Annotated in this window: 16 protein-coding genes and 1 other RNA gene; 11 read left to right on the plus strand and 6 right to left on the minus strand. The window is 62.5% G+C overall.

Annotated features, from left to right (window positions below; translation table 11 throughout):
* Positions 1-3: 3 nt before the first annotated feature.
* Both QZ564_RS06710 and mscL read right to left on the minus strand, forming a co-directional pair.
* On the minus strand, positions 4-639 hold the full coding sequence (locus QZ564_RS06710; RefSeq protein ID WP_297106702.1) for a LuxR C-terminal-related transcriptional regulator: 636 nt from the start codon (positions 637-639) through the stop codon (positions 4-6).
* 282 nt (positions 640-921) lie between these two features.
* Positions 922-1,365: a large conductance mechanosensitive channel protein MscL gene (gene mscL / locus QZ564_RS06715; protein WP_297106705.1), complete on the minus strand. Its 444-nt coding sequence runs from the start codon at positions 1,363-1,365 to the stop codon at positions 922-924.
* A 174-nt stretch (positions 1,366-1,539) separates the two neighbouring features.
* Here mscL and QZ564_RS06720 point away from each other — a divergent pair, with 174 nt between their 5' ends.
* Positions 1,540-3,153, plus strand: a complete 1,614-nt coding sequence (locus QZ564_RS06720; RefSeq protein WP_297106710.1) for a PAS-domain containing protein — start codon at positions 1,540-1,542, stop codon at positions 3,151-3,153.
* A gap of 13 nt (positions 3,154-3,166) precedes the next feature.
* On the opposite strand, the gene QZ564_RS06725 is transcribed toward QZ564_RS06720, so the two are convergent.
* Entirely contained in the window at positions 3,167-4,033 is an 867-nt protein-coding gene (locus QZ564_RS06725) for an LOG family protein (protein ID WP_297106713.1), read from the minus strand.
* Positions 4,034-4,118: 85 nt separating this feature from the next.
* Between QZ564_RS06725 and QZ564_RS06730 the strand changes: the two genes are divergently transcribed.
* The 6 genes from QZ564_RS06730 (at position 4,119) to recR (ending at position 9,163) form a co-directional block, all read left to right on the plus strand.
* Entirely contained in the window at positions 4,119-5,057 is a 939-nt protein-coding gene (locus QZ564_RS06730) for a DUF817 domain-containing protein (protein ID WP_297106715.1), read from the plus strand.
* Positions 5,058-5,151: 94 nt separating this feature from the next.
* Complete coding sequence (locus tag QZ564_RS06735; protein WP_297106718.1) at positions 5,152-6,183, plus strand: HD domain-containing phosphohydrolase; 1,032 nt, start codon at positions 5,152-5,154, stop codon at positions 6,181-6,183.
* Positions 6,184-6,251: 68 nt separating this feature from the next.
* Positions 6,252-6,348: signal recognition particle sRNA small type (gene ffs, locus QZ564_RS06740), an RNA gene on the plus strand.
* Positions 6,349-6,479: 131 nt separating this feature from the next.
* Positions 6,480-8,234 (plus strand): DNA polymerase III subunit gamma/tau, encoded by a 1,755-nt coding sequence (locus QZ564_RS06745; protein WP_297106721.1) that lies wholly within the window; start codon positions 6,480-6,482, stop codon positions 8,232-8,234.
* Positions 8,231-8,554 (plus strand): YbaB/EbfC family nucleoid-associated protein, encoded by a 324-nt coding sequence (locus QZ564_RS06750; RefSeq protein ID WP_220305861.1) that lies wholly within the window; start codon positions 8,231-8,233, stop codon positions 8,552-8,554. Before QZ564_RS06745 ends, QZ564_RS06750 begins: the two co-directional genes overlap by 4 nt.
* A gap of 12 nt (positions 8,555-8,566) precedes the next feature.
* A complete protein-coding gene (recR, locus tag QZ564_RS06755) occupies positions 8,567-9,163 on the plus strand; it encodes a recombination mediator RecR (RefSeq protein WP_297106728.1) in 597 nt (198 codons plus the stop codon).
* 149 nt (positions 9,164-9,312) lie between these two features.
* On the opposite strand, the gene QZ564_RS06760 is transcribed toward recR, so the two are convergent.
* Complete coding sequence (locus QZ564_RS06760; protein ID WP_297106731.1) at positions 9,313-9,789, minus strand: hypothetical protein; 477 nt, start codon at positions 9,787-9,789, stop codon at positions 9,313-9,315.
* A 102-nt stretch (positions 9,790-9,891) separates the two neighbouring features.
* Here QZ564_RS06760 and QZ564_RS06765 point away from each other — a divergent pair, with 102 nt between their 5' ends.
* Complete coding sequence (locus QZ564_RS06765) at positions 9,892-10,110, plus strand: DUF2945 domain-containing protein (RefSeq protein ID WP_297106734.1); 219 nt, start codon at positions 9,892-9,894, stop codon at positions 10,108-10,110.
* On the opposite strand, the gene rmuC is transcribed toward QZ564_RS06765, so the two are convergent.
* A complete protein-coding gene (rmuC, locus tag QZ564_RS06770; protein WP_297106737.1) occupies positions 10,107-11,531 on the minus strand; it encodes a DNA recombination protein RmuC in 1,425 nt (474 codons plus the stop codon). The genes QZ564_RS06765 and rmuC overlap by 4 nt on opposite strands.
* Positions 11,532-11,662: 131 nt before the next feature.
* Here rmuC and def point away from each other — a divergent pair, with 131 nt between their 5' ends.
* From def to truA, 3 genes are all read left to right on the plus strand, one after another.
* Complete coding sequence (gene def / locus QZ564_RS06775) at positions 11,663-12,178, plus strand: peptide deformylase (RefSeq protein WP_297106740.1); 516 nt, start codon at positions 11,663-11,665, stop codon at positions 12,176-12,178.
* 133 nt (positions 12,179-12,311) lie between these two features.
* Entirely contained in the window at positions 12,312-13,235 is a 924-nt protein-coding gene (fmt, locus tag QZ564_RS06780) for a methionyl-tRNA formyltransferase (protein WP_297106879.1), read from the plus strand.
* Positions 13,235-13,972, plus strand: a complete 738-nt coding sequence (gene truA / locus QZ564_RS06785) for a tRNA pseudouridine(38-40) synthase TruA (RefSeq protein ID WP_297106743.1) — start codon at positions 13,235-13,237, stop codon at positions 13,970-13,972. Before fmt ends, truA begins: the two co-directional genes overlap by 1 nt.
* A 48-nt stretch (positions 13,973-14,020) precedes the next feature.
* Here the strand turns inward: truA and QZ564_RS06790 are convergent, their stop codons facing one another.
* Positions 14,021-14,611 carry a hypothetical protein gene (locus QZ564_RS06790; RefSeq protein WP_297106746.1) on the minus strand — a complete coding sequence of 197 codons (591 nt, stop codon included), beginning with the start codon at positions 14,609-14,611 and terminating at the stop codon, positions 14,021-14,023.
* Positions 14,612-14,624 lie beyond the last annotated feature (13 nt).

Below are 14,624 nucleotides of genomic sequence, written 5' to 3' on the forward strand. Positions count from 1 at the left end.
GCTTCAACTGGTTAAGACGATCCGCATCAGGTCGGCCGTGTTCCGTGCGCCCAGCTTTTCCATCACGCGAGCCCGGTGCACTTCGATGGTGCGGGGCGAAATCCCCAGCTCCCGGCCAGCCTCCTTGTTGGATTGTCCATTGGTGATCAATTGCAGCACCTCTCGCTCCCGGGGCGTGAGTTGGGAAAATCCGCGCACCTCGACCGGGCGTCCCCCGGCCTGCATCGCCCCAAGATGAACATCCTTGCGCAGGGCATCCCGCACCACGGTCAGCAACAACTCGCTATCGATCGGCTTGCTCAATACGTCGGTAGCACCCAGCTTCATTGCTGTAACTGCCGCCTCCAGGTGTGGCTCGTTGGCCAGCATCACCACCGGCGCCCCGGTGCGGAGGTCCTTGATCCGCCGCAATAGCGTGAGGCCGCTCTCCTCGCCCTGAAAGATGTTGATCACCGCCACATCGGGCCGTCGGCGTTCCAGTCCGGCGACGAAATGCGCTGGTTCGAGCGAAAAGATCGTCTGGAACCCCTCAAGCCGAAACAACACGCTGAGTGCTTCGCAGGTCCCTGCGTCCGGATCCACGATGTGAACCAATCGGTCCCGATTGAGAAATGCGTGGTAGTAGGAATGCGTGTTCATGCCATAGCCCCTTTCCGGCAAGTTCCCGTTCTGGCCGGACGCCAGGGCGCAAGCTTTCGCTTGGCGGAAACAGCATGCTCCCGCCCCGCTGCACCTCTGCCCAGGTGTCCAGCAAGTGTAGTTTGCTCTAAGTGGTGGCGCCGTCCGATACGGAGAAGCCGTAGGATGGACTACCTAGCGATTAGGTATAAATTCATTGTACGATTAGTCAATGAACTTATTCCTATTTCCTGAAAGAGGAAAAGGCCGGCAACGCGGCCGGCCTTGCGAAGACATAACGGATCAGGCCTTGCCGTTGGCGCGAAGGGCGTCCCGGATCTCGGTGAGCAGCACTTCCTCTCGAGATGGAGCAGGCGTTTCTTCAATGGGCTCCTTAGCCGCCTCGCGCTTCATGGAGTTGATGCCCTTGACCACCATGAAGAGCACAAAGGCGATAATGGTGAACTTGACCACGGCGTTGATGAACAGGCCGATATTGAGCGTAGCGACGCCCGCTTCATTGGCGGCGGCAACGGAGGGCACCGGGACATCATTGGGATTGGAGAGGACAATAAACAGGTTCGAGAAGTCGATGCCGCCGATGACCAACCCAATCAAGGGCATGAAGATGTCATCGACGATGGACGACACGATGGCACCAAAGGCAGCGCCGATGATCACGCCAATGGCCAGGTCGATCATATTGCCCTTGACGGCAAAATCCCGGAACTCCTTGAAGACGCTCATTTTGTACCCTCTCTTGCTGCAGGCATCGCCCCACTCCGGCGTTCGCCCTGATTAACCACGGTTAACGATTGACCGGGATTTTGCCCAAATGCAATGGGCCCAAGGGCGTGCTTGCGCTGCGAGGACGTGAGGTCGATAAGGTCAGCAGACCCTGTCGCATATTGCACCAATCAGATGAGCCTGTTCGACAACGATCCGACGAGCGCCATTGCCCTGGCCATCGACCATATTCCGCAAGGCGTTGCCGTGTTTGACGCCGGGCTGCGCCTGGTTGCCTCCAACCAGCGCTACAACACCCTGCTCGAACTGCCCCAGGACCTGACCCGCCCTGGTTCGGCCCTGTTCGACATTGCCCTGTTCATGGGGGAGCGCGGCGATCTGGGGCCTGGCGACGCTGCACAATTGGCGATCGAACGCATCAAGGTACTGACGGCCGCTCCAACCACGGTAACCCAGCGCGTTGGCCAGGCCGGACAGACCCTTGAATTCCACTCCAGCCGGCTACCCAATGGCGGCCTCGTCATCAGCTTTTCGGACGTGACCGCAAGGGTCCACGCCGAACACCAGCTCGAGCAAATCAACCAGACGCTGGAGCGTCGGGTGGAAGAACGCACGGCGGCACTCAAGCAGGTGAATACAGAGCTGGAAGCGGCGCGGGCCAAGGCCGACGCGTCCAATCACGACAAAACCCGCTTTCTGGCGGCTGCCAGCCATGACCTGCTGCAGCCGCTGAATGCAGCGCGGCTCTACACCTCGACGCTGATCGAGCGTGCCAAGTCCACCGGCTTTGCCGAACTGGCCAATTCGATTGAGGCGTCCCTGACAGCGGTGGAAGACATCATGTCGGCGCTGCTCGACATTTCACGGATCGACAGCGGCGCTCTCAAACCGGCGCCAGCGCCCATCCAGGCGCAGGACCTTCTTAAAAAGACTGAGGTCGAGTTTGCGCCCATGGCGCGCGAGCGCTCCATTGCCCTCAGAATCGTGCCAACAAAGGCCACACTGCTGGCAGACCGCTCCCTGGTCGGTCGTATCGTCCAGAACCTGGTATCCAACGCCATCAAATATACGCCCGTCGGCGGCAAGGTCCTGGTGGGTGTGCGCAAGCGTGGCAATCGCTGGCGGCTTGATGTCATCGACACCGGCATAGGCTTCAACAAGGACCAGCACCGACTGGTCTTCGCCGAATTCTCGCGGCTGGAGCGCGGCGCGCGCATGGCGCAGGGCCTGGGGCTGGGCTTGTCGATCGTTCAGCGCCTCGTCACCGCGCTCGGCCTGACACTGGAGCTGGACAGCCGCGAGGGGCACGGATCGCGCTTCTCGCTTTATCTGCCCGCGGTACGCAACGCGCGGCCGGCCAATAGCCAGGAGGCTGCGGCGCCCGAACCCAGCTATGGCACGCTCAACCTCAAGGTGTTGTGTGTGGACAATGAGCGGGCGATCCTGGAAGCGATGGAAGGCCTGCTGACCCATTGGGGATGCGAGGTGCGCACCGCCTTGTCGCTCAAGCAAATCGACCGCGAGCGCCTCTTGGAAGGCTGGTATCCCGACCTGGTGCTGATGGACTATCATCTGGACCAGACCTCGGGCCTGGATGCCATAGAATGGCTGCGGCACAATGTGGGCGGACATCTGCCGGCCGCGCTGGTGACGGCAGATCGCAGCCCGGCGGTGCGCACGCTGGCTGAAGATCGCGGCATTGCCGTGGTCACCAAGCCGGTCAAGCCCGCGGCGCTGCGCGCCGCCATCAGCGGATTGGCCAATCAGAGCGGCGGCAAACGCCCGTAAGTCACAGGACTGCTTAGCCACCCCGCCAGACGGGCTCGCCCATTTCGGGCAGGTTGTAGAACTGGCGCACCACGTCCCACCCCTCCTTGGCGGTATCGACCACGGTGAACAGGTCCGGGTCGTCCGGCGAGATCGTGCCGGCCTCGGCCAGGGCCTCGAGATTGATCACCTTGGTCCAGAATTCCTTGCCAAAGAGCAGGATGGGGATGCGATCCATGCGCCCGGTCTGGATGAGGGTCAGGCTCTCGAAGAACTCATCCAGCGTGCCGAATCCACCCGGGAAGACGGCGACCGTCTTTGCGCGCATGAGGAAATGAATCTTGCGCGTGGCGAAGTAGTGGAAGTTGAAGCTGAGGTCGGGCGTGACATAGAGATTGGGCGCCTGCTCATGTGGCAGCACGATGTTGAGGCCGATGGTGGGCGCGCCCATATCGGCGGCGCCGCGATTGCCCGCTTCCATCACCCCGGGACCGCCGCCGGTGGTCACTACGAATTCCTTGAAATCGAGCGACGCGGCCGTCTGGGAAGCCAGTTGAGCGAACTTGCGCGCCTCCTCATAATAGCGCGAGGCGGCCTCGAGATTGCGCCGCTGGGTCTCATTCTTGGCCGCCCAGGCTGGCTTGCCCGGCTCGGGAATGCGTGCGCCGCCGAACAGCACCACGGTGGAATTGATGCCGTGCTCCCGCAGGCGGAACTCGGGCTTGAGATATTCGAGTTGGAAGCGCACGCCACGGGTGTCTTCCGAGGTCATGAACTCGTCGTCAGCAAAGGCGAGGCGATAGGCGGCGCTACGCGTCTGGGGCGTATCTGGCGCCTTGCGCGAGACCGCAATGTCCTCGCTGGAGGTTCGCAATGAGGTTGGGTGGCGGCGATTTGCCAAGGCAGGCTCCCTGATTGCCGGCGCCACATTTCGGTGCCGATCCAAAGGGCATAACCAGCCCGGATGGTTCGGGCAAGGGTGGGGCATGACCAATCGGTTCACGAGTGTGGAAGCGGTGATCGACCGGGCCGCTCACGGAATTCTGGCCCGCATGCCGCGCGGCCGGCTCGCCGACGGGCTGATCGAGTTCCTGGTCTTTGGCCTCAAGCAGGCCTGGGCATGCCTGTTCGGTGGACTCATGCTGGGGATGATTCTGCTGACCCGCCTATGGTGGCCGGAAATCGGCATTCATCGCTACGATTTCTGGTTCCTGGCCGCATTGGGCATGCAGTTGGGCATGATCCTGTTGAGGCTGGAAACGCTGGAAGAGGCTCGGGTGATCCTAATTTTCCATCTGGTCGGAACCATCATGGAACTCTTCAAGACCGCCATGGGGTCATGGATCTATCCCGAGCCTGCACTCTTGCGCATAGGGGGTGTGCCGCTGTTCTCCGGCTTCATGTACGCCTGTGTGGGCAGCTACATGGCGCGCATCCAGCGCATCTTCGACATCAGTTTCACCCGCTATCCGCCCATCTTGATGACCGCCGTGCTGGCTGCGGCGGTCTATATCAACTTTTTCGCCCACCACTATTTTTTCGATTTTCGCTGGGTGCTGTTCGCGGCCACGGCCCTGCTCTACGGCCGCAGCTGGATGCACTATCGCGTCTTCCGCTTCACCCACCGCATGCCGATGCTGCTGGCATTCCTATTAGTGGCGCTGTTCATCTGGATCGCGGAGAATATCGGCACCTGGTCGCGCGCCTGGATCTATCCGGGCCAGGAGAATGGCTGGACCCTGGTGAGCTGGGACAAGCTGGGCTCGTGGTACCTGCTGATGCTGATTTCGGTGGTGCTGGTGACGCTGGTGCATCGACCTCGCCAGCATGATGGCGCAACGCAGGCGCAGCCGGACACCGCAGGTATGGAATGGTCACACCGACGGCCCGATCCCGGAAGCTGGGCTCGCAATAATTCGAAATAAACGATCACATCAATAATTCTCCGCGCCCAGACAGTCCGAGTATTCACCACTCCTCAACAAACACATGATCTGCTGCCTGCAGGAGGGCGCAGAATTGTTGCTGTTTACCGACCGTCACCTGGAGCCTGAAGGCGAGCTCAACCGGCTAATCATGCGAGGGGTGTGCCGGTTGTTCCCGATCCATTCGGCCCCCTCCATCAAGGTCGACAACGCCCTGATCCTGTGTGACGTGGATTTGGAGAATTTCGCCAGCGCCCACATGCTGCGCCTGGCTCTTGCCGTTCATCGCTCACCGGACAACCCGCTGGTATTTCTGTTGCGGGACCGCAATCATCACAGCGAGTCCCAGGCTCGCGCGCTGGGCGCCAGCGACACAATCGATGGAGTTGAGGGCCTGGATAGTGCGCTAATGCATCTGCTGGCGAAATATCCGTTCCTCAACACGCATCAGAGCTGCGTGCCGGCAGAGGCGAAAATGGCGGTCGAAGGCCTGCTGGATCCCCGCATCTGGAACAAGCCGGGCGACTATAACGACATGATCGACACGGGTGCCCAGGCCGTGCTGGATGCCGTGGAGGCCAAGGGCATTCACCACTGGATGGACGAGGTCTGGTCATATGACGACCGCACCTATCAGCACTGTTTGCTGGTGGCCGGTATGTCTGCGGCCTTCGGGTCGTCGCTGGGCTTTTCACGCGGAGACAAGATCCTGCTGACCACGGCCGGATTGGTTCATGATGTCGGCAAGGCCTTCGTGCCAATAGAAATCCTCAATAAGGAAACCGCCCTCGATGCGGCCGAACTGGCGAATATCCGACGCCACCCGATGATCGGCTATGCCATTCTCAAGGAGCATGGCGTGCGCAACACCGATGTCCTGGGCTGCGTCAGGTCGCATCATGAGATGCTGGATGGTTCGGGCTATCCTGCGGGCCTAACCGGTCCGGCTCTTCCAGATCTGGTCAAGATGATCACCATTTGCGATGTGTTTTCCGCATTGGTGGAGCGCCGTGCCTATAAGGAACCGATGCCTTCTGAAGCGGCCTTCGATTATCTCAAGGAGAACCGGGGCTACTTTGACCCGGCTCTGGTGAGAGCCTTCGAGCCTTGTTTTAAGGCAGCGTGAAGAAGACGCTGGCCATCTATCGGCCCGCCCCCTTGCATCGCGCCGCATAAATTCGCATATAGCGCTTCGGGAGGTTGGCGCGGACGTGTTCCTCGCCAACCGGGTCAGGTCCGGAAGGAAGCAGCCCCAACGAGATCCTCACGGGTCGTTTGCCAGCCTCCTACTCAATCTGTTCACAACTGGGCATATCGACCTCGCCATTGGCCTCTTGGCTTTTGCGGTCGGGCGCGGCTTGCCCTATGGTCCGGGCATGAACAAAGGCAGATTCCCTGTTGAGCGCAGAACGGACGGACGGCATGGCTGAAACCCAGACCACGCCCTATCTGGTGCTTGCCCGCAAATACCGCCCGCGCGACTTCTCGACCCTGGTCGGGCAGGACGCCATGGTGCAGACGCTGGGCAATGCTTTTGCCCAGAACCGCATCCACCATGCCTTTATCCTCACCGGCGTGCGCGGCGTGGGCAAGACGACCACGGCCCGCATTCTGGCCCGCGCTTTCAACTATGAGGACGAGACCGGCCGCCATCCGACGCTGGAACTGGAAACCGAAGGCACCCATTGCCGCGCCATCATCGAGGGCCGACATGTCGACGTGGTGGAAATGGACGCCGCGTCCAATACCGGCATCAACGACATTCGCGAGATCATCGACTCGGTCAAATATGGCCCTGTTTCGGCGCCCTATAAGGTCTATGTGATCGACGAGGTGCACATGCTCTCGACGGCGGCTTTCAACGGGCTCTTGAAGACGCTCGAGGAACCGCCGCCCTATGTGAAGTTCATCTTCGCCACGACCGAGATCCGCAAGGTGCCGGTCACAATCCTGTCGCGCTGCCAGCGATTTGACCTACGGCGCATTCCGGCCGAGGTGATGAAGGCCTATCTCGAAAAAATTCTTGGCCAGGAAGGTATCGGTTTTGAGCCCGATGCGCTGGCCATGATCGTGCGCGCCGGCGAGGGCTCGGCCCGGGACTCGCTTTCGCTGCTGGACCAGGCCATCGCGCATGGCAATGGCGCGGTGAGCACTGCGACAGTCAAGGCCATGCTGGGCCTGGGAGACCGCGCGCGGATCATCGACCTTTTCGAAGACCTGATGAGTGGTCGGATTGCCGAGGCCCTGGGTGCGCTCAAGGAACTCTATGATCTGGGCGCCGACCCACAGACCCTGCTGGCGGACCTGGCCGAATTCACCCATCTGGTGACCCGCATCAAGGTGGTGCCGGCCGCGGCCGACGATGCGTCCTTGACGCCCGATGAGCGGACACGCGGTGCGGACCTCGCGCAGCGCCTGCCCATGCGGGCGCTGACCCGCGCCTGGCAAATCCTGTTCAAGGGCAATGAGGAAACGGCGCGGGCCGGCAATGCGCTGCAGGCGGCTGAAATGACGCTGATCCGGCTGGCCTATGCCGCGGACCTGCCCAGCCCGGACGAGGTCATCTCGAAGCTGACCCAGCAGGGCAACCTGCCCAGCGGATCGAGCGCCCCGCAACTGCCGCCACGCGGCCCGTCGGGCGGCGCTTCGGCCATGCGCATGGAAGCCGTGCAATCGGCGCCTGCGCCGGTCGCTGTCGCACCGCCCGCGCCCGCAGTTCCGGCGACGCGGCCACAAGCGGTTGCCCAGCCGGCCCTGGCAAGTGTGGCCAGCTACAAGGACCTGATCGCGCTGGCCGCGGCGAAGCGCGACGTGCTGGTGAAGCTGGCGCTGGAAAGCCAGATGCGGCCGGTCAGCTTCGAGCAGGGCCGCATCGAGGTGGCGCTGAGCGATGGTGCCGATCCGGGTATCATCGCCACGCTATCGGCCCGGCTGCAGACCTGGACCGGGCAGCGCTGGCTGGTGATGGTCTCGACCAAGGCGCCGGAGGGTCTGACCATCCGGCAGGAGAAGGAACAGCGCAAGGAGGCGGCCACCGCCGCCGCGCATGACGATCCGCTGGTCAAGGCCATATTGGAGACATTTCCCGGGGCCAAGCTGGTGAACGTGTCGGTGCGCGACGAGGAAGCCGCACCAGCCGAACTGGCGCCACCCCCACTTGAAGAGGACGACGAATGAAAGACATCATGGGCATGATGAAGGCCGCCGGCGAGATGAAGGCCAAGATGGAGGCCATGCAGGCCGAGCTGGCCGAGCTGGTGGTCGAGGGCCGTTCGGGCGGCGGCATGGTGAGCGTGTCGCTGAGCGGCAAGGGCGACATGCGCGGGCTCAAGATCGATCCGTCGCTGCTCAAGCCCGAGGATGCCGAAGTGGTCGAGGACCTGATCGTGGCCGCCTATAACGACGCCAAGGGCAAGAGCGAGGCCGAAGCGCAGCGCAAGATGGCCGAAGTGACCGCGGGCCTGCCCATTCCGCCGGGCATGAAGCTGCCGTTCTAGGCTGGTGCCAGATTGGCCACCGGCGGACCTGAAATCGAACAGCTGATCCAGCTCCTGGCGCGCCTGCCGGGGCTTGGCCCGCGCTCGGCGCGGCGGGCGGTGCTGCACCTGATCAAGAAGAAGGAGCAGCTGATGCTGCCCCTGTCAGCGGCGCTGGACCGCGCGGTCGTGGCCGTGAAAAGCTGCGAAGTCTGCGGCAATGTGGATACGACTATTCCCTGCTCGATCTGCGCTGACCCGCGGCGCGGGGAAAGCGGCATCCTGATCGTGGTGGAAGACGTGGCCGACCTCTGGGCGCTGGAGCGCGCCGGGGTGGGTCAGGTGCGCTATCATGTGCTGGGCGGGGTGCTGTCGCCGCTTGACGGGGTGGGGCCGGACGACCTCAACCTCGAAGGGCTGATCGCGCGAGCGCATGATTATTCGGAAATCGTGCTGGCGATGAACGCCACCGTGGAAGGCCAGACCACGGCCCATTACATCACCGACCGGCTGGCGGGTACGAACATCAAGGTGACCCGCCTTGCCCATGGCGTGCCGGTGGGCGGGGAGCTGGACTATCTCGACGAGGGCACACTGAGCCAGGCGCTCAAGGCGAGGACCGAGATTTAGGCGCTCTGACGGCGCTAGCGGTTTCGTTCCTGCCCCACACCCCACCCTAGCTCTGCCGCGCCCCGGCGGGCCTCACCACGCTGCCCTCCCCACAAGGGGGAGGGAAATTAGGGTGGGGTGACAGCCGGCTTTATAAGAGCGCTGCAACACTAGTGCATGTGCGGATCGAATTCCTCGCTGCCATGCCAGACGTGGTCATCGTCGACCGGGCCGTCCTCATCGTCCTCGTAGAAAACTTCTTCGCCGATCAACGCCTCCCGCGCGTCGCTGTCGTCGGGGGAAAGGGCGTCGAGGTGGTCGGAAGGGTCGACGGACATGGGCGCATCCACTGCGCCGGTCTCTTCGGCATTGTCCAGGTCGCGCTGAAGCTCGGCAATGGCGCGATCCAGTTCCTCGAGCACATAGACCGGGTCCTGCTCGCCAAAGTCGCCGCTTTCACGCGCCGCGGTTTCGTTGCGCATCTCCCACAGCCGCTCCAGACGTTCCTGCGCGGGGCGATCGTCGCCGTAGAGCAGGTCATCGATCTCGCTCTGGCTATAAGGCTGAGAGATGCCGGGCGTGTCTGCGTTGTCGAAATTGGTTTCCTGGGGCACCAGGCTCCCCGGATGATGATGGTTCTGGACCATGATGCGTCTCCCATTTCGCTTGGCCACGACAATGAAGGAACGCGATGGAGGGCAGAGAGTTCGACCAGATCGGACAAAAAAGACGAAGCGGATGGGACGGAAATGGGATTGCGAAACGGAACCAGGGTCAGTTGGCGATGGGGCGCGCACGCCACCTCAGGAAAGATTGTGGAGCGGTTCACTCGGCCGGTCGCCCGTACCATCAAGGGCACCGAGGTCACGCGCAACGCCAGCCGCGCCGAGCCGGCCTATCTGATTGAGCAGGACGACGGAGACCAAGTGCTCAAGAGCCGCAGCGAAGTAACCCGCAGCCGCACTTAGTTGAGATCGCCCGGCTCATCCCGAACCAGCCGCAGGGTGGGCGCCTCATCGCTACCGCCATCCCATTTGGGCGGAATGGCCTTGGATGACTTGGCCCCCAGCTCCCGGAGCATTTCAACCTGGCGCACCACATTGCCGCGCCCGTTGGAGAGCTGGTTACGCGCTTCATCGAAGCTCGATCGTGCCTTGTCGAGATGCCCGTCCAGCTTGTCCATGGTGGAGAGAAATCCGGCCACCTTGTCGTACAGCTGGCCGGCGCGTTCGGCGATCTCCTCGGCGTTCTGATGGCGCTTTTCGATGTCCCAGACATTGCGCACGGTGCGCAGCACGGTCATCAGCGTGGTGGGGGTCGTCAGCATGACGCCCTTGCCCATACCGAACTCGACCAGCTTGGCATCGTGCTGGATAGCCGTGGCGAGGGCGGATTCAATGGGCACGAACATCATCACATAGTCGAGACTGGACTTGGCGGCACGGTGATAGGTCTTGTCGCCCAAAGTGGTGATATGGCCGCGTACCGAGGTGATATGCGCCCGCAAATGCTGGTCGCGGTCATCCTCGGGGCTGTTCACGAAGGCCTCGAAGGCAGTCAGCGACACCTTGGAGTCGATGACCAGCCGGTCGCCATTGGGCATGAGGATTTCGACATCGGTGCGGACGCGCTGGCCGTCCTCGCCGGTGTGGCTCTGCTGGGTGAAATACTGCTCGCCCTCGCGCAAACCCGATTGTTCGAGAATGGTGGAGAGGATCATCTCGCCCCAGGCGCCCTGGGTTTGCGAATTGCCCTTGAGTGCGCGGGTCAGGTTCTGCGCCTCGGTGGTGATCTGCAGATTGCTTTCAGCCAGGGCGCGGATGCGCTCGCCCATGGCCGAGCGATCTTCGACCAGGTTTTTGTGGAACTCGGTGATCTTGTCCTGCAGCGGTTTGAGCAGCGTATCGACCTGTTCGCGGTTCTGCTTGGTGAAGGTCTCGCTATGGGTCTGTAGCACCTCGCCGGCGATGGACTTGAACTCGACGGTCATCTGCTGGCGCACTTCCTCGAAGCGCTTCAGATTGGCCTCATTTTGCCGGGCCTGCTCGTCCAGCCGCGTGCGCATGGCGGCCAGTTCGGATTGCAGTCCGCTGGATTTCTCGCGCTCAGCATCCAGCAGATCTGTGGCACGCTCCCGTTCTCGCTCAATCTGGCCCTCGAGTTCACGAATCCGGGTGTCGCGCGTGGCGATCTGGTCGAGAAAGCTGGCCTTAAGGCCGTCGCTGGCCTCTCGCGCCGCCTGCTCGGCTCGGGTGGCATTGGAACGGGCCGAAACCACCAGCCAGCCGGCCAGCGCGACAAGCAAGACTATGCTGACGCCAAGCAGCGCCATGGCAGCAGTGACGGAAAACTCGCCCAGGGTGAACAGTACAGTATCAAGGTCGCGCATGGCGGCACTCTAGTGCGATTCTTCTGTTCGCAAAATGTTCTGCTACCGCGCTTTGCAGCACCCCGGAGTTGACCCCGGGGCCGGAAATCGCCATATCGGAGGCAATCCACTCTTCGCCGGACTTTTTTACCATGGCCGTTCGCCCCATCCTGATCATTCCCGATGCGCGTCTGCGCGCCGTTGCCGACTCCATTATCGAGGTCGACGACGAGATCAAGGCCCTGGCCAAGGACATGCTGGACACCATGTATGACGCGCCGGGCATCGGCCTGGCCGCGCCCCAGATCGGGGTGATGAAGCGCATCGTGGTGATGGACCTGGCCGGCGAAGACGAGCCTCCCGCCCCGCTGGTGATGATCAATCCCGAGATCACCCATTTCGGCGACCAGATGCAGGTGACCGAGGAAGGGTGCCTCTCCATTCCCGAGCTCTATTACGAGGTCGAGCGGCCCAATGACGTGACGGTGAAATACACCGATCTCGAGGGCAAGGACGTGATCAAGGAGGCCTCGGGCAAGCTGGCCGTCTGCATCCAGCACGAGCTCGATCATCTCGATGGCGTACTCTATATCGACTATCTCAGCCGGTTGAAGCGCGACCGCGTGATCAAGAAATTCGACAAGGCCGCCAAACGCGCGGCGGGTTGATGGGGCGCCTGCCCCTGCGAGAGCGTCATCACCGGGCTTGACCCGGTGATCCATGCACCCCCAGATGGATTGTCCGGTCAAGCCGGGCAATGACGATGAAACAAGCATCCAGATCGTTCAAAGGGTTCCGGGCATGCGCGTCGTCTTCATGGGTACGCCCGAATTTTCCGTACCAACGCTGACCGAGATCGTCTCGGCCGGGCATGAGGTTGTGGCGGTCTATACACGCGCACCCAAGCCTGCCGGACGAGGCCAGGCCGAGCGCAAGACGCCGGTACATGAAACGGCGGAAGCTTTCGGCATCCCCGTCTTCACGCCCCGTTCGCTCAGGGGCGAGGCCGAGCAGGCGCAGTTTGCTTCACTCGGGGCCGATGTGGCCGTGGTCGTGGCCTATGGCCTCTTGCTACCCAAGCCCATTCTCGAAGCGCCAGAATATGGGTGTCTGAACCTTCATGGCTCGTTGCTGCCGCGCTGGCGGGGCGCGGCGCCGATCCAGCGCGCCATCATGGCCGGGGACAAGCAGACCGGCATTGTGGTGATGCAGATGGATGAAGGCCTGGATACCGGCGCGATGGGGCCGACCGAGATCATCCCGATTGCCCCGGATATGACGGCAGGCGAACTGCATGACCAGATGATGCGCCTGGGAGCCGACCTGATGGGGCGGGCGCTAGCTGCGCTGGAGCGCGGCAGCCTGGAGTTCACACCGCAGCCGGCGAGCGGGGAAACCTACGCGACCAAGATCGACAAGGCCGAAGCCCGGATCGACTTTGCCCAGCCCGCAGAGCATGTGCACAACCTGATCCGCGGCCTCTCGCCCTTCCCGGGCGCCTGGTTCGAACTGGAACTGGGCGGCAAGCCGGTGCGGATCAAGGCGCTGCGGGCCAGCCTCGCCGAAGGCGGCGGCACCCCCGGGACGCTGATTGGCGATGGCCTCACCATTGCCTGCGGTTCAGGAGCAGTGCGCCTGACCCAGGTTCAGCGCGAGGGCAAGGGCGTGATGGACGCAGCGACCTTCCTGCGCGGCGCAGGGACCCTGCCCGGCAAAGTTGCCTGATGCCGCGCTACAAGCTCACCATCGAATATGACGGAACCCCGTTCTGCGGCTGGCAGCGGCAGAAGGACCGGATGAGTGTGCAGCAGGCGCTGGAAGAGGCCATCTCCAGATTTTCCGGGGAAACCGTGACGACGCAAGCGGCCGGGCGCACGGATGCGGGTGTGCATGCGCTGGGTCAGGTGGCCCATTTCGATCTTGGCAAGAGCTGGGACCCGTTCCGAATCCGCGAAGCGCTCAACTACCACCTCAAGCCCCAACCGGTGGTGATCATTGAGGCCGAGGCCGTGCCGGACAGTTTCGAGGCCCGGTTTTCAGCCTTGGCCCGGCACTATGAATACCGCATTCTCAATCGCCGCGCCCCAGCGGCCATCGAACGCAACCAGGTGTGGCATGTCCCGGTGCCACTCGATGCCGAGAGGATGCATGAGGCCGCCCAGCTTATCCTGGGCAAGCACGACTTTTCGACCTTCCGCTCCTCCGAATGCCAGGCCAATTCGCCTATCCGCACCCTGGACACCTTCGCGGTCACCGGAGACAGCGAGGTGATCGCCCTCACCGCCAGCGCCCGCAGTTTTTTGCATCACCAGGTGCGCTCCATGGTGGGGTCGCTCAAGCTGGTCGGGGAAGGCAAATGGAGCCCGGCCGATTTCCGTGCGGCGCTGGATGCGGCCGACCGCAAGCGCTGCGGGGCCATGGCGCCGGCGAGCGGGCTGTACCTGACCGGGGTGGACTACTAGTCCAGGCCGCGGCTGGATTGAGGTGGTGACACCCCTAGCTGGGACGCGTCAGGGCAATATTGCACCCAGAAAAACCGGCAGCACCAGCGCCGTTCCGAGCAACGTTGCCAGGAAGACCGCAATGTGCAGCGGCCGCAGCGTCATGATGTGCCGGGACAGATTGAACCACACGACCAGCATTGCGATGCTCAGCCCGACATAGAAAAAACTGCCATTGGTCAATTGCGCGTAGCCTTGGCTGTCCACCGTCATCGGGGGACCGAGCAGGGCAATAATTGCGATGGTGATGACGGACTGAAACAGCGTTGCCCAGTTCTGCGCGACGAGAAACGGCACATAGCTATCGGTACGGCCCAGTTGGCGCAGCACCAACAGGATGATGCCGTATTGCCCCGCTAGGACCAGGGCGCTGACGATGACGACGCTCAGGGCCGAAACGGGTGGGGCCGCCGCATCTATGGGGTGCGGCCCAAAAGCCTGAATGGCGATACCCAGCACCAGCGCGATGAAGCTTCCGATCAGTCCGCGCGGCGAGAAATCGAAATATTGCGCCGCATCCCGCCGACCAAGCACAAGCGCCCAGACGCCGCGGGCAGCGTCCATGGCTTCTTCAACAAAGGTCGGGGAAGACTGTGGCAAGGAATAAACTCGT

The sequence above is a fragment of the uncultured Devosia sp. genome (assembly GCF_913055165.1).
GTDB lineage: Bacteria > Pseudomonadota > Alphaproteobacteria > Rhizobiales > Devosiaceae > Devosia.

What these genes read in the sequence shown, in the direction of transcription:
- QZ564_RS06710 (WP_297106702.1), bottom strand. Translation starts at nt 639, where the DNA reads ATGAACACGCATTCCTACTACCACGCATTTCTCAATCGGGACCGATTG.
- mscL (WP_297106705.1), bottom strand. Translation starts at nt 1,365, where the DNA reads ATGAGCGTCTTCAAGGAGTTCCGGGATTTTGCCGTCAAGGGCAATATG.
- QZ564_RS06720 (WP_297106710.1), top strand. Translation starts at nt 1,540, where the DNA reads ATGAGCCTGTTCGACAACGATCCGACGAGCGCCATTGCCCTGGCCATC.
- QZ564_RS06730 (WP_297106715.1), top strand. Translation starts at nt 4,119, where the DNA reads ATGACCAATCGGTTCACGAGTGTGGAAGCGGTGATCGACCGGGCCGCT.
- QZ564_RS06745 (WP_297106721.1), top strand. Translation starts at nt 6,480, where the DNA reads ATGGCTGAAACCCAGACCACGCCCTATCTGGTGCTTGCCCGCAAATAC.
- QZ564_RS06750 (WP_220305861.1), top strand. Translation starts at nt 8,231, where the DNA reads ATGAAAGACATCATGGGCATGATGAAGGCCGCCGGCGAGATGAAGGCC.
- QZ564_RS06760 (WP_297106731.1), bottom strand. Translation starts at nt 9,789, where the DNA reads ATGGTCCAGAACCATCATCATCCGGGGAGCCTGGTGCCCCAGGAAACC.
- QZ564_RS06765 (WP_297106734.1), top strand. Translation starts at nt 9,892, where the DNA reads ATGGGATTGCGAAACGGAACCAGGGTCAGTTGGCGATGGGGCGCGCAC.
- rmuC (WP_297106737.1), bottom strand. Translation starts at nt 11,531, where the DNA reads ATGCGCGACCTTGATACTGTACTGTTCACCCTGGGCGAGTTTTCCGTC.
- def (WP_297106740.1), top strand. Translation starts at nt 11,663, where the DNA reads ATGGCCGTTCGCCCCATCCTGATCATTCCCGATGCGCGTCTGCGCGCC.
- fmt (WP_297106879.1), top strand. Translation starts at nt 12,312, where the DNA reads ATGCGCGTCGTCTTCATGGGTACGCCCGAATTTTCCGTACCAACGCTG.
- truA (WP_297106743.1), top strand. Translation starts at nt 13,235, where the DNA reads ATGCCGCGCTACAAGCTCACCATCGAATATGACGGAACCCCGTTCTGC.